At 30.9% G+C, this 14564-nt stretch carries 11 protein-coding genes; 3 read left to right on the forward strand and 8 right to left on the reverse strand.

The window, feature by feature from the left end; translation table 11 throughout:
• Positions 1-201: 201 nt before the first annotated feature.
• Positions 202-1125, reverse strand: coding sequence for a LysR family transcriptional regulator (locus V5E38_RS09355; protein ID WP_499213057.1), 924 nt, complete (start codon positions 1123-1125; stop codon positions 202-204).
• Between the two features lie 140 nt (positions 1126-1265).
• Here V5E38_RS09355 and V5E38_RS09360 point away from each other — a divergent pair, with 140 nt between their 5' ends.
• A complete protein-coding gene (locus V5E38_RS09360; protein ID WP_499213058.1) occupies positions 1266-1889 on the forward strand; it encodes a LysR family transcriptional regulator substrate-binding protein in 624 nt (207 codons plus the stop codon).
• A 440-nt stretch (positions 1890-2329) separates the two neighbouring features.
• Here the strand turns inward: V5E38_RS09360 and V5E38_RS09365 are convergent, their stop codons facing one another.
• The 3 genes from V5E38_RS09365 to V5E38_RS09375 are packed head-to-tail and all read right to left on the reverse strand — an operon-like array spanning position 2330 to position 6072.
• Positions 2330-3439 carry a GerAB/ArcD/ProY family transporter gene (locus V5E38_RS09365; RefSeq protein WP_499213059.1) on the reverse strand — a complete coding sequence of 370 codons (1110 nt, stop codon included), beginning with the start codon at positions 3437-3439 and terminating at the stop codon, positions 2330-2332.
• Between the two features lie 19 nt (positions 3440-3458).
• Positions 3459-4571: a Ger(x)C family spore germination protein gene (locus V5E38_RS09370; RefSeq protein WP_499213060.1), complete on the reverse strand. Its 1113-nt coding sequence runs from the start codon at positions 4569-4571 to the stop codon at positions 3459-3461.
• Positions 4558-6072 carry a spore germination protein gene (locus V5E38_RS09375; RefSeq protein ID WP_499213061.1) on the reverse strand — a complete coding sequence of 505 codons (1515 nt, stop codon included), beginning with the start codon at positions 6070-6072 and terminating at the stop codon, positions 4558-4560. Before V5E38_RS09375 ends, V5E38_RS09370 begins: the two co-directional genes overlap by 14 nt.
• A 357-nt stretch (positions 6073-6429) precedes the next feature.
• Between V5E38_RS09375 and V5E38_RS09380 the strand changes: the two genes are divergently transcribed.
• The gene (locus tag V5E38_RS09380; protein WP_499213062.1) at positions 6430-7227 is read left to right on the forward strand and encodes an HAD family hydrolase; all 798 of its coding nucleotides are present in this window, start codon (positions 6430-6432) and stop codon (positions 7225-7227) included.
• Between the two features lie 208 nt (positions 7228-7435).
• Here V5E38_RS09380 and V5E38_RS09385 read toward each other — a convergent pair whose 3' ends face one another.
• From V5E38_RS09385 to V5E38_RS09400, 4 genes are all read right to left on the reverse strand, one after another.
• Positions 7436-8764, reverse strand: coding sequence for a glycosyl hydrolase family 18 protein (locus V5E38_RS09385; protein ID WP_499213063.1), 1329 nt, complete (start codon positions 8762-8764; stop codon positions 7436-7438).
• A gap of 414 nt (positions 8765-9178) precedes the next feature.
• Entirely contained in the window at positions 9179-10534 is a 1356-nt protein-coding gene (locus tag V5E38_RS09390) for a L,D-transpeptidase family protein (RefSeq protein WP_499213064.1), read from the reverse strand.
• A gap of 629 nt (positions 10535-11163) precedes the next feature.
• On the reverse strand, positions 11164-12540 hold the full coding sequence (gene fumC / locus V5E38_RS09395; RefSeq protein WP_499213065.1) for a class II fumarate hydratase: 1377 nt from the start codon (positions 12538-12540) through the stop codon (positions 11164-11166).
• A 335-nt stretch (positions 12541-12875) separates the two neighbouring features.
• Complete coding sequence (locus V5E38_RS09400) at positions 12876-13274, reverse strand: DoxX family protein (protein ID WP_499213066.1); 399 nt, start codon at positions 13272-13274, stop codon at positions 12876-12878.
• 489 nt (positions 13275-13763) lie between these two features.
• Between V5E38_RS09400 and V5E38_RS09405 the strand changes: the two genes are divergently transcribed.
• Positions 13764-14537 carry a TMEM164 family acyltransferase gene (locus tag V5E38_RS09405; RefSeq protein WP_499213556.1) on the forward strand — a complete coding sequence of 258 codons (774 nt, stop codon included), beginning with the start codon at positions 13764-13766 and terminating at the stop codon, positions 14535-14537.
• Positions 14538-14564 lie beyond the last annotated feature (27 nt).

Genomic DNA, 14564 nt, shown 5'->3' on the forward strand with positions numbered 1-14564 from the left:
TTACTGTTAAACCAATAATCATTTTCAAATAATTATCTTTAGTAACGGTATATTTAATACGTATAAAATCCCAACTACAGTTACCTCCATTCGTTTTATTTTTTAAAATATTCTGCATTTTAACTTTATCACAAAATGAATTACCATTCATTCTTTTATTGGGCTAAACTGCCAAATACTCAAATAATTTTGTATAAGCTTTCAGGAATTTATTAATGAATATTCAATATTTCCTACATAAAGACTATTCTCATTCACATGTGAAAGCAAAATGTCCATAAAATTCCTAGCTGCAGTTCCAATATACTTTTCTTTGTGATGTACAATAGCAATTTCCTTACAAATAACAGGATTAACTAATTTAATTACTTTAACTGATTGAGGATTCTTAAAAGCGAGAAGAGAATTAGGAAGTATGGTAGCTCCAACACCTGCTTTCACAATATTCGAAATAGATTGAACATCCGTTAATTCTATGATTGGCTGGATGACAAATCCCTTAGAAGTAGCGGCATCATCAAATAATTTTCGGCAATTGTGGTTCTTCGGACTTAAAACAAGTGGAATGTCCTTGATCTTTTCAAATTCAACAATATCTCTTTTAGCCAAATGATGGTCAAAATGAACTACTAAAGAAAATTCTTCATTATATAAAGGTATATTTGTTAACTGTTCTTTTTCATAAGCTTGGTGTGTCAAAGCTATATCGATTTCATTTTGAATAACTCTATCTTCAATATTAGCTAACTTAATAATCTTCATTTGTAAATAGGGGTACATTCTGTGAAGCTCTAAGAATACTACAGATGCCAGCTGACTTAACTCCCCAGACATTGCTCCAACAATAAGTTTTCCTCTTTTTACTTTTTGAAGCTCTCCAATTTGTTCATAGATAAATTTTATATTAGAAAATATTTTATCGGATTCTTCTTTTAGAATTTTTCCCGCTTCAGTAATGGCAATTTTTTTACCTAAGCGATCAAATAAACGAACTCCTAATTTATCTTCAAGGGCTCTCATTTGACGGCTTAAAGCAGGTTGTGATATTCCTAATTTTTCTGCTGCTCTTGTAAAATGTAATTCATCACATATAGCCAAAAAATATTCTATTTCCCTTAATTCCATTAATTTAACTCCTCATAAGTTTTTTGTTTTATGTATTAGATTTTATAAATGCTTCTAGAATAAAGTGAAACAAACATTAAATAAAAATATTTAACAGGTTGGTTCAATAACTTATGAAAGAAACCTGAAGAAGAGAATCCTTGGAAGATGGTACTCCCTTCTTTGGATTTTGTGGACATTTCTTGAAGTATATGAACGCTACTGTTTCTTTCCTTTCTTTTCTTGAATGTACTACTGAATCGATGCTAAAGGGTCTTCAAAAGGGAGAATTAGATGTCGCAATGGGTCACTCATTGGATTTTAAATACTCACCGAATTTGGTAAAGTTAGTAGCGCAGACGGGGATTTACTCAAAACCTTTATATCAAGATGAATTGGTTCTAGTTGTCGCGAAAGGTCATCCACTGGAGAAGAGAAAAACAATTTCTATCGGAGAACTTAGGGAAGAATCATTCGTATTTTTTAAGGAAGGGTCCGGGATTCGTTCACAACTACATGCAACGTGCATTAGCGAAGTTTTCGAGCCGCTTATCGCCTACGAGTGCGCCTCACCACGAACATTGGTGACAAAAGGGCTAGGCATTTCGATACTTCCACGATTGATGGCGGAGTCTCCGGGACCAACAGTTTCTATTTTATCCTTGGACCCTCTTCTTTCACGTTGGGTTTCTGTCTTTTACCTTGAAGGACGCTATCTCTCGCAGTGTACTAAGGTTTTTTTGCGTTTTGTGGAAAAATACCTCGTTTCCGATATCGAATGTTAAGAATAGTGATTACTGAGGGAAGTAATACGTAAAATACAATCTTAAATCTGAACTGTTCATTTTTAATTTCGTAATAGATGTATGTACATATCAGCGTGTATTCTGATTTTATAGATGTCACTAATAATTCTGTAAATCAGACCTTTTTCTTGTTAAACTAACGCATAACAGGTTGAGAACAACGTTAACTAGTTTTTTTAATCATAAGTAATTTACTCAATGTTAAAAAGTGTAACTAGATGAAATGAAATGAAGTTAAGATACAGATTAAATAAATAAGTTGTAAACTAAAAAAACTAACTAATATGTTAGCTTTTTCTTATTTGAAGTTCCCAAGTGAATATTGGCTCAAAAATCACTATTTATTAAATTGTTTATTACTTGATGTTGAAAACAACTTATATCCTTATGATAAAAAACTTTTCATTTTATAGATCAAACTAATTTCTCCCTAAACGATCGGCTTTTTTAAAAGCTTGAAAGACCATATAAATAATAAACAAAATAGGTATATAAAAATAAAGTAAACTAGAAGTGACATATGTCATGAATGTCCCTAGTTTCTCCACATCCAATTTACTTTTGACACTGATTACCATGAAATGAACAATAATGATTGAGAACCATAAAGACTTTCTAGATTTAAATTTAAACGATTCTTTTAAAATTCGGAATGCTCCCCACAGTGCCATACAACAAGGAGGAAGTATTACTAAGAGCCATAAAAATATATATACATATTCAAATCTTTCTATAAAAGGATAGCGAATAATTTTTGACATCATAAGAGTTGGCCAAGTTATATGTTTAAGTTGTCCATGACTAAAATAAGCAAAAGATACGAATGTAATAAATAAGTATAAAATGATTGTATACGCTTGTGAAATGTGTGCCCATTTTTGGGATTTTTGATTATTTTTAATAAATGGAAAGTAAATAAGCAAAAATTCAGGTCCAGAGTACATCATAATACAATTCTTTGCTGAAACATAATAGTCACCTATACTATGATTAAAAACTGGTAATAAATTCGTCCAATAAGCATATTTCAATGGAAAGTAAAATGTTAACAATAAAATAGAAGGAATTATTACTCCCCAAAAACAGATTCCTGTAATGACTCTAAATCCCCCGATGACCAGATAGGTGATAACAAAAAGCATAATTAGTGATAAGAGCCATATTGGAAAATATGGAAAAACCCAAGTAATAAGAACTGCTATATAGGATCTAATGATCGTTGTAATGACTAAAAGCATGTAAACATAAAAAAAAGTATTTAGTATATTTCCTATCCATTTCCCAAATAATTGTTGGTGTAAAGACATAAGATCTCCATTATTTGATTTCTTTAACAAATAATACATTAACCAAATAATGAGATGTAAAGAGATACCAACTATTAAAACCGAAACCCATGCATCTTGTCCGGCTCCTTTTACTATAATACTTTGAAAATTCAGCAAGCCAACACCTGTTTGAGTACTATGAATAAGAAATAATAAAAAAAAGGGAGATACTGTCAGACTTTCTTTTAATTGTTTACTCATAGACGCTCTCCTTTACTTTTTACTCGCCAATCCCAGATTGAAATAATACTACTTTTACATTCACATCATATTCAATAGTTGGATACACCTTTTCATAAAATTCCTTTTCGTTCCATTTTTTCGAATGTGCTCGTGCTAAATCACCTATACCTAAAGGATCGATTTGATGTTTTTGAAAGGTTAATATTAGTCTTTCAAAATCTTCTTTCATCTGTTTTTCCATATGATTGTTTAAAAATAGATTATTTTTTCTCTTCATTAAATCTAGCCATTCTGGATAATCTTTTACCATCCCATTTAGAGTAATATCAAATTTCACTTTTGTTTTAGTCTTATTAGTTTTAATTAATCTTTTTTCATCCCCATTTAAAATCGTTAATATTGCAGAATCAATTTTCTTCCCCTTCTGAATATTAAATTCTGATTGTCCTCTAATTACTCTTCCTCTTAATATTTTATACAGTAAGCTTTCTTTTGGATTTAAGATAAGAGCAAGTTTGTCCTTCTTAAATACAGCTAGCCCGTTTACTTCAATATTCTTGTTTTGATTTATCTTAATATATGGTATTGAGGCATCTCTACCTTCTCCATAATAATCAAATAAAAAACTATGAAAAGTTGGAAGCGGTACAAATTGGTTCTTAAAATTTTGTTCAACCATTTTATAGATATAATTGCTGTCTTTCTCTTGGTTTTTCTTTAATAATTCCCCTGCTGGTTCTTCTGAAACAGCCAATAATGCATTGCTTCCAATCAATGGATCCCTACAAACCGCCTTAACAAAATACGACACTCCATTTTCAGCTAGTTCTTTTCCAAAGATAAGAAGGTTCAACTTTCCAATTTCTATCGGTTTTGGGGATTGTTCATTTAAAGCTTGTTTAATTAATAGGGATTTCTTACCACTTCCCTGTAAAATAGAGCTCCCTTTATTTCCTACTTCGGTATAATCAGAATAAAGTGCCGTTCCTACAAAATGATCATCTACCTTATCAAAACCGTATACTGATAGAATTTGTACTTCATCAATAATTTTTTGCCGTGGAAAAGAACAACCTGATAGTAACAAGGATAGTAGAAAAAAAGCACAAAAAAAGCATATATTTTTTCTTTTTATACTATTCATTTTCATTATTATGATCATCCTTAACTTGTTTAGGATTATATCTTTTTAGTGAAAGAGGTCTTAAAAATCTACTCCGAGTCGTTGTATACTGATAGGATGACCGAATAAAACTATCGCTAAAGCTTTTTATTCTAAAAGGATACAAAGGGACCATATATGGATTTCCCAAGGATTTAAGCTTTAATAAATGTCCTAACAGAAGAACAAATCCTATTATTATTCCAAACCCGCCCATAAATGCTGAAAATAAAATAAGTGGAAATCGCAAAAGTCGAATTGCATTTGACATTTTAAATATAGGTGTTGTAAAAGAAGCAAGTGCAGACAGTGATACAATGATCAGTAAAATATTGCTTGTTAGTGCTGCTTGGACAGATGCCTGTCCGATTACAATACCACCTACAATACCCAGTGTTTGTCCAATTTTTGTCGGTAAGCGAGCTCCTGCCTCTCTCAATAGTTCAATAGTAGTTTCCAAAAAAATGGCTTCCCATATCGGGGGAAATGGCACATGAGCTCTTGAACTAATGAGGGGTTGCAATAAATCATCCGGTAAAACTTCATAATGGAATGTTAAAATTGCCACATATATCGGTGTAGCAAATAATGAGAAAATAACACTCATTATACGAATGATTCGAAAAAACGATCCTAGTACCCAATTTAGAAAATAATCTTCTGGTGAAATGAAAAAATCCAATATAGTGGTTGGTCCTGTAATAATGTAAGGCGATCCATTCGAAAGGATAGCAACTTGCCCGTTAATCATTGCATATACAACCCGATCAGTCCGTTCGGTAGATAAAAAAATTGGAAAAGGCGAATTTGAGTTATCTGAAATAATTTGATCTATTATAGAATTATCAAAAATAACGTCAAAGTCGATGTTTTCCAAACGTTGACGAGCAGTTTGTACATATTCTGGATTCGTAATTCCATCCAAATATGCAATCACTACTTCTGTTTTAGACATTGAACCTATTTTGATTTCCTCAAAAACTAATTCAGGTACAGCTAGTTGTTTTCGAAGTAGATGAAGATTAGTATTTAGGTTTTCAACAAATCCAACTTTTGGACCAATAACACTAAATTCATTTTCTGTATCATTATTCTCGCGATAACCAAGATTTGTATTTTCTACGCTTATCGTCAAAAAACGTTTGAAATACTTTAATTCAATAATAACGTATCCTTTTATTAATCTTTCTTCGATATCTAGTGGGTCATTTGTAAATTGGACATCCTCAAAAGGAATCGACTTCTTCACATCATTTATCGTACTAATTTTCTTAATATTCTCTTGCAATGCCGGGAGTAAAAGGTTATTTATTTTTTCTCCATCTACCATACTTTTAAAGTAACTAATAGTTAGATCCTGCTCTTCAGATAATGAAAATTGGTGAAAATCGCTCGATTTAGCAGCCTGTTGAAATATGGATGTTATTGACTTTGTTTCTTTCTCGGACTCTTGACTATTTAAAATTCGTTCATTAGATTTGAAACGCATTTTGACCACCCAATAGATTGAATTATTTTGAATTTACTTTGAGCTCTCTATATAGTGCGATTTTGCCTAATATGTTTGTGAATAAAGAGATGCTAGTTCCTTTGTACGTTTAACAATAATTGAAAGTGTGCACCTTCGATTGGTATATTATCGAAATAAATTGTTAAACTGCCTAGAATTTCCATTTTATTTCCTATTTTATTTTTTCGTTCTTTCCAATTTATATACATTAATTTCTAAATTGCTTTTCTCTTCCCTGTTACTCATTAAACTTCAATAAATCTATACACTGAGTTTACTAGGTTTTAATATTCAGATGATATGATGAGTTTAACTTCAAATGAGGGGGCAGAATAAATGAAAATACGTGCATTATTTATCGATATGGATGGTACACTCTTAACAGTCTCAAACTACATTTCTCGCCGAAATATGGAAGCTATTTATAAGCTCATTGATCAGGGAGTCATGGTTTTTCTAGCAACTGGACGACATTATGAAGTAACCGCTCCCTACCATAAAGAAATTGGATTAAAAACTCCGATGATCTGTTTGAACGGTGCCGCAATTTATGATGGAGAGACAGGGAGAATGATACAAATGGAAACAGTCAAAGTGAACGAAGAACTACTCCATCATTTAACTGCTAAAACCCCTTGTAATGTTATTATTCATACAGCTAAGGGACTTTACTGTAAGGAAACAAATGAAGAAATTGATTATTGGACAAAAGTTGGTCAAATTCCACCACAATACATTGGTGACTTAAGACTGGCAAAATATAATGATGTTCTGAAATATAGTGTTCGAACAGATGAACAAAATATCGAATTATCTGCTTTGTTTAAAAAGGAAGCTGAAGTCATAAATTGGAATGACGGTTTTGAAATGGTTGCTCCAAATGTTTCAAAATGGTCTGCTATAAAAAAACTACTTCGTGCATATCGAATTAATCCAAATGAAGTTGTTGCTATAGGAGACGGACCAAATGATATTGAAATGCTTCGTCAAGTTGGTACAGGTGTAGCTATGGGGAACGCTAGCGATGAAATTAAAGCAGCATCTGACTTTGTAACTGGACATCATGAAAATGATGGATTAGCTGATTTTATTGAACGTTATCTCCTTAAATCTAAAGAAACATTTGCGATTTAATGTTTTTAAGCCTAAATCAGCAATCAGCAAAAAGGCTCAGAAAAAAATCTGTGCCTTTTTGCTTTGGTGTAAAATTTTATTAAATTGATATTATCAAAACTTCAATTTGCACGTTCTCCCTAACTCTCCATAATTATCTAAAAGCTTTTTAGCATTTTTGAACGAAAAATTCTTCTCTAAAATATTTATCATCAATTTAATAAAAATCTTATTTAATCCAAAATTCATTTAATAATATTTCTTCTGTTTGTGGCATTGTTATCCCTATATGCCAGCACCCCAATCCAGCTAAATTAAATTCTTTTGCTAAATGAAATTTTGCAAGTAAACTTCTAGGGTCTTCAAACCATACCTCATGCTGTGTTCCTTTTTTATCTAGATAACGAAACGCTGGAGCTGAGGCCTCTCGATCATAGTAGACTTCGCTTTCATATTTCTTATACATATTTATCGCGTTTTGTGTAGAAATAGCGCTCCCTGTTCTGATATCACCAGTTATTGGCCAATCATATGCATATTGAGGAATTCCAAGTAATAATTTTGACCTTGGAACGACATTAACAGCATATTTTAAAGAATTTCTCACATTTTGTATTGGTGCTATAGGACCGGATGTACTGCCCGACCAATGCCAGTTATACGCCATTATAAACATCTTATCTACATATTTTCCAATTGTTTTATAATCGTAAGCACTATAGTAACTTGGATTATTTTCCGCATCTTTTGGGGGCATAGCTATTAGTAGTTCCATTTTAGAACGATGCAACTTAACAGATAATTCTTTTATAAATTGATTAAGATCTATTCGGTCATCTGGTTTAACCATTTCTAAATCCAAATTGATTCCTTTAAGATCATTTCGATCTAATAATGTATAGATATTTGAAATTAGTTTTTTTCGTAAGATTTTATTACTTATAAGATTATGTAATAAATTTGGATCAAAACCTTTATCGCTAATATTAGTAAGGGTCGCATAAGGTGTTATACCTTTTTTCCAAGCTTGTTTTATCGCACCATTTTCTTTTACTTTTATCAAATTTCCTTGTTTAGTTGAATGATATTCAAAAATAAAAATACTTGTTAACGTTTTTTTATAATGGTCCAGCATCCAATTATTCGTTTTTTTATTTTTAGGTATAAAATAAGTCCCTGCCCATACTTTCTTTTTTGAAATTGACGGAATAAATAATTTTTGCCCAGGAATTATATTGTCATTTGTTAACTTATTTTTGGCTTTTAACAGGTTAACACTAATCGAATGTCTATAAGCAATATCCCATAACGATTCATTTCCTCTCACATAATAAGTTGAACCTGGGATGATCAATGCTTGGCCGATCACTAATTTATCATTTTTTTCAAGTCCATTTAAATGAGCAAATGTGTTTACATTTAGTTTGTACTGTGCGGAAATTTTATTTAAACTATCACCGGGTTTAACTTCATATATTACTGTTGCAAAAGATGTAATGGATGGAAGTAAGAATAAAAATAAAAAAGTAAAAAATATGATTAAAAATCTTTTATGCATGTATACCACCTTATGTCTTTAGAGTATAGATAAATAAATATTTCCATTTTTATCATTTGCTTAATTTGAAAATTTTACTTAATACATTGGATATATTTTAAAAGAATCTAATCTTGAGAATTCTGTCTTTATTCGAAAGCATTAAGGTAATGTAGAACTTAAATTGCTTCAACCTCTAGTTAGGAAGGAATGACTTGTATAAAATTAATACAAAAAAATACAAGCCTAGTGATAAGGATTTCCATCTCCCAATTGTTCAAGATTCATTAAAACAGATGATTGAATTTCTCCGACAGTATATATAGGAATATGTTGAAATCAGAAGACTAATAGATTCTCTTTCGATGGAAAACATAAAATAAAAAAGATGTCTCTTTGTCAAAAAATCCGACTATGAGACATCCTTTTTTTTACTTACGCGATTGAAATACCATAAGAACTGGCAATATTCCCATTGGAATTTGAAGAATTAGCAATAATCACAGTTGTTCCTACGTTAACTTGCTCAAAAAGCCATTGGATTTCACTATTATGCATTCGAACACAGCCGGAACTTACTGATTGTCCAATGGAACTTTCTTTATTATTTCCATGGATTCCATATGCAGCACCAACGCTTAATCCTAGCCATCGTTTACCAAGTGGATTTCTAGGATCACCTCCAGGAATATTTCCCTTATACCAAGGTCGGTTCTTAACTTTGTTTGAAATGACAAATTTTCCAGTAGGTGTAGGTGTTGACGACTTACCTGTTGCAACAGTAAAGGTTTTTACAAGCTTACCATTACGATAAAAAGTTAGTTTATTCGTCCTTGTATTAATAATCATCAATTGGCCAACTGATAACGATGAGCTATTTTTAACTGTACTTCCCACTGGTAAAGTATAGTCGGATACTCGCAAAGTATGTGGTGTACTTTGATTATTACTCTGATCTAGAACGATTACTTTGAGGATTGAATTCGCTTTTTGTTTACCAATTTTTACAGTGAACTTTCCTGTTGAGCTAACTGTATTATCTCCGATTAGATTTTCGTTCATATATACTTTTACAGTTGCGAAAGGTTCAGAGATTCCAGTTACATCCTGTGATTGATCAGATATAGCAGAAAGAGAAGTAATCGATGCTGCAATTGAATCTTTTACACTAACTGTAATCGGTTTACTTTTTAATCCTTCACTAACCCCTATGACACTTATTTTAGTAAATTCTTTCAATGGTTTTATAGCATCATTAAATTCACCTTTATCATTCGTTTTCACGGTATTAATTAATTTAGAATCGTTATACAGTTCTACCTGACTATTTGAAAGAAATAATCCCTTAATAGCTGTTGATTGATTTGTTACTTGTTCTATTGTTGGAATCGGTAAATCTACAATTGTGAAATTGATTTTTTTATCAGAGATTAATAGTTTTTGATTATTAAATTTAATGGAATCAAGTTTATATTCTCCTTGTACAAATGAACTTGTAATCTTCATTTTTCCAGAAAAAGAGTTCTTAGACGTTTTTATTAAAGAAATTTCTTTTCGATTCGTATCATTTGAAAATGTTAATGAAACCTCTTCACCGCTTTTTTTCGTTTTTATACTGATCTCAATTGTCTGACCATAAGTAGCCTTTGTCGTGTTTAAGTTCACTTGATCTATATAATTAGAGAACACATTATTGTTAAAATTAAACTTAAATGTAGTTGCATTGGCTTTCGGTATGAGGATAAGGATTACTAACATTCCCAGAAGTATCCAAATAATCTTATTAGACATAGGCTCTCTCCTTATTTATATTAAATTACTTAACTAAAAGCCTTAAAAATTCCAAAATTTATTTAAGTTAAGTATTCGTAACGTTTCATTTAGCAATTTCTATTTTTCATGGATCACACTCCAGAAAACTTATATATGTATCATAGTTTTTAAATGTTTCATTTTTAGTCATAGGTTGTTTCAAAGTTGTTAACATTTCGTTTGTTGAATTAACAAGTTAAATAAATTAAAAAATAAAAAAGCCAAGAAAAAATTCTTGGCTTTTTTATTAACCTATCTTTTGGGGGGAATATGTAAAAAAGAAAACAGTATTAATACTTTTTTCTTTTTACAAGTTACTTACGATAAATGGTATAGTGATTACTGTTATTAACATTAAAATCCAATTGTGTTTTTTTAGTTTATCTTCAAATTTTTGCATCTCTTCTGCTGAAATTGTTTTGATTGGCTTCAATTAATCCGCCTTCTTTCTGTTTAAGTAATAATTAAGGATAAAGTGATTATAATCTATTGATGTGAACTTAATGTGAATTTTACGTTGAATACTTTAATATAGTTAAAAAAAAATCCTGATGCCTCTAAAGTGGCCATCAGGATTTTTTTGATTCTATTATCTAATCAAAATCTGACTAAATCATGTTTTCAGGTCTAACAATTCGATCAAATTCTTCTTCCGATAAATAACCCGTTTTTAATGCAGCCTCTTTAAGTGTCAAATTTTCGTTAAATGCTAACTTTGCAATTGTTGCTGCTTTTTCATAACCAATATGAGGATTTAATGCGGTTACGAGCATAAGTGATCGATTTAGATTTTGTTCAATCACTTCTATATTTGCTTCTATGCCTTTTGCACAGTGATCGTCAAATGAACTGATTGCGTCTGAAAGTAATCTAACTGATTGCAGAAAATTATAAATAATGACTGGTTTAAACACATTCAATTCGAAGTTTCCTTGACTAGCAGCAAAACCTATTGTAGTATCATTTCCCATAATTTGTGTTACAACCATTGTCAGTGCTTCGGATTGGGTTGGATTTACTTTCCCTGGCATGATTGAACTTCCTGGTTCGTTTGATGGAATGGTAATTTCACCTATACCACTTCTAGGACCGCTTGCCATCCAACGGACATCATTCGCTATTTTCATTAAATCTGCCGCTAATGCTTTTAAAGCGCCATGAGCATAAACAATCTCATCATGACTTGTTAATGCTTGGAATTTATTTTCAGCAGAAATAAAATGTAGTCCAGTTAACGAACTAATTTCTTCAGCCATCATCGTTCCAAAACTCGGATCCGCATTGATTCCAGTACCAACAGCAGTCCCACCGATAGCTAATTCAGAAATAAATTTCATACTATCTACTAGCATTTCTTCATTTTTTTCAATCATTCGATGCCAACCACTTATCTCTTGACCAAGCGTTATTGGTGTTGCATCTTGCAAATGTGTTCGGCCAATTTTTATAATCTGTTTAAATTTATTCATCTTTTCAATTAATGTCATTTTTAAATTTATTAACGCAGGGAGTAGTTGCTCATTTACTGCAAGAGCACTTGAAATATGCATTGCTGTTGGAAATGTATCATTCGAACTTTGAGACATATTGACATCATCATTTGGATGAATTCTTTTATTGTTTCCTTTTTCTGCTAAGAACTCATTCCCACGATGAGCGATTACTTCATTAACATTCATATTTGTTTGTGTACCACTTCCTGTTTGCCAAACAACAAGTGGAAAGTGATTGTCAAGCTTACCATTTACTATTTCATCTACAGCACTAATGATTGCATCTGATTTTTCACTATCCAATTTTCCTAGTTTTTTATTTGTAATTGCTGCACTTTTTTTAATTAATGCCAAAGCATAAATTAATTGAATAGGCATTTTTTCAGTACCGATTTTAAAGTTCTCAAAACTTCGCTGCGTTTGAGCTCCCCAAAGTTTATTTACGGGTACTTTTATCTCACCAATTGAATCTTTTTCAATTCGATAATCCAATTTTTTTGCCTCCTAGATTTTAATTACTAGATCATATGTGAATAGATAGAATCAAAGTAATCATTTTGACATTAGAATCAGTAAAGTTAAGTTTGTTTATGTATCATTCGAACTTTGTCAAAAATTTTTTCTAAAGGAGTAGTCCATTTATATTTTATATTCACATCAATATTTAAAATAAAAGTAGCTAATCGAACAAGACTCGACTAGCTTACTTTTAATTGACTTACATTTTCTATTATTTCTTTTTTTTATGATCAGATTCATTATTTAACAGCACATTTAAACTAATTAGAATTGAATTTACTTGTAAAATCATTTTTTAAAGTAATCATTTAGAATAAGAATGCATCTACCGCATATTTACCTGGTCCAATTAAAGCTATACCAATAGCAACTGAAAGCAATGTTAAATTGTATTCATATCCATTAGCCGTTGCCCATAATCCATTTGATCCATGAACTTTAATAATTGCCATCACCATTGTACCCGCAATCATACTTCCTGCAAGTGGTGTTAATAGCCCTAGTGTAAACAAAATTCCCCCAATCAGTTCTGCTAACCCTGCGAAAAGTGCAATAGTTACACCTGGTTTCATTCCGATTGATTCAAACCATCCACCTGTTCCTTTCAATCCATGACCACCGAACGAGCCAAATAATTTTTGAGCTCCATGACCTACAAAAAGTAAACCGATTACTAAACGAATAATTAATAAACCAATATTTAACATCTTTAAATCCTCCTAATTATTTTTTATCTTTATTTCGAGATAATTTTACAAAAAAATTTTTGAATTGAATTATTTTTACACAGTATTCCAAAACCATTTTAGTGCTTATATTCATCTTAAACTTCTTTATATTAGTGCTTTAATAGTAAAACGAAGGGTTTTGCATTTATTCTCCATATTTTCACCTCCAAATTATTTCTAATTAAATTATCTTGAACTCGAGATAATAATAGTATAAATAGACTAAGATGTCAATATATCCTAAATAAAATTTTTTGTACAAGTTTAGAGTATACATTACAGGTTCTTTCTAAAAATTTTTTGAATAAATCAATAATAGATATTAATTACTTGATGTCTTTAGTTTGATCGCTTAATGATACGTTTTTTGCTCAAAACAAATTACACTAAAAAGTAATGGGGGTAAATCGCGTTGAAAACAAGTGTATTTTACTACATGAAGGAAAGTATAGTTTAATGACCTTTCAAATGTGGAGTCCATTCCATTTTTTATTTATGGCGAGTCCTTTTCTATTTGTTACCTTGTTTTATTTTCTATTTAGGCGCTTTAACAATCAGACCCTACGATTGATTGGTATGGGTTTCTCGCTAATTGGGATTGCTCTTTTAATTGGTCGTAATATTGAAATTTATCACAAAGTGAATCAAATTTCACCTGAAGAAATCCCTTTACAAATTTGTCATTTTGCTAATTTTATTTTGTTTTTTGCTTTTTTATTTGAAAGTGAATTGCTATTTTCAATTGCGTTTTGTTTTAACCTTCCTGCTGCTTTAGTAAGTATAATATTTGCTAACGGTCTTTCAAACTATCATTCTCTCCTAACATGGCAAGGAATGGCGTATCTTTGGGGGCATATGCTAATCGTAGGAATCGTATTGTGGGCATATTTCAATAATATGGTTGTAATTCATTTGAAAATTTTGCGAAAAACAATGTCACTCATTATTTTATTGTACATTTTATCAATCTTTGTAAATAATTTGTTTATGAAATGGATCGTACCCTTTACATCAAATTACTTTTACACAATGGCTCCCGAAAAAGGTACACCTCTAGACTATTTTTACAAACTGGGTAAAGAAACTACAACTTTAGGACTTCATTACAACCCAATTTATTTATTGATCCTACTTTTTGTTGGGCTTTTTGTTGTATTCCTCTTTTATTTAATCTATCTATTTTTGAATTTATTTAAAAATAGTGAAGTGAAGAATCTTAATGAGCAGAGTTATATGAATTAGTTTTAGAATCAAGGACTTTTAAAAATA

Origin of the sequence: Rossellomorea sp. GAMAL-10_SWC, assembly GCF_049568075.1 — a bacterium.
Lineage (GTDB): Bacteria > Bacillota > Bacilli > Bacillales > Bacillaceae_G > Gottfriedia.

Excerpts from the sequence above, each read along its gene's own strand:
- V5E38_RS09380 (WP_499213062.1), top strand. The coding sequence starts at position 6,430 with ATGAAAATACGTGCATTATTTATCGATATGGATGGTACACTCTTAACA.
- V5E38_RS09355 (WP_499213057.1), bottom strand. The coding sequence starts at position 1,125 with ATGGAATTAAGGGAAATAGAATATTTTTTGGCTATATGTGATGAATTA.
- V5E38_RS09370 (WP_499213060.1), bottom strand. The coding sequence starts at position 4,571 with ATGAAAATGAATAGTATAAAAAGAAAAAATATATGCTTTTTTTGTGCT.
- V5E38_RS09390 (WP_499213064.1), bottom strand. The coding sequence starts at position 10,534 with ATGTCTAATAAGATTATTTGGATACTTCTGGGAATGTTAGTAATCCTT.
- V5E38_RS09385 (WP_499213063.1), bottom strand. The coding sequence starts at position 8,764 with ATGCATAAAAGATTTTTAATCATATTTTTTACTTTTTTATTTTTATTC.
- V5E38_RS09365 (WP_499213059.1), bottom strand. The coding sequence starts at position 3,439 with ATGAGTAAACAATTAAAAGAAAGTCTGACAGTATCTCCCTTTTTTTTA.
- V5E38_RS09375 (WP_499213061.1), bottom strand. The coding sequence starts at position 6,072 with ATGCGTTTCAAATCTAATGAACGAATTTTAAATAGTCAAGAGTCCGAG.
- V5E38_RS09400 (WP_499213066.1), bottom strand. The coding sequence starts at position 13,274 with ATGTTAAATATTGGTTTATTAATTATTCGTTTAGTAATCGGTTTACTT.
- V5E38_RS09405 (WP_499213556.1), top strand. The coding sequence starts at position 13,764 with ATGTGGAGTCCATTCCATTTTTTATTTATGGCGAGTCCTTTTCTATTT.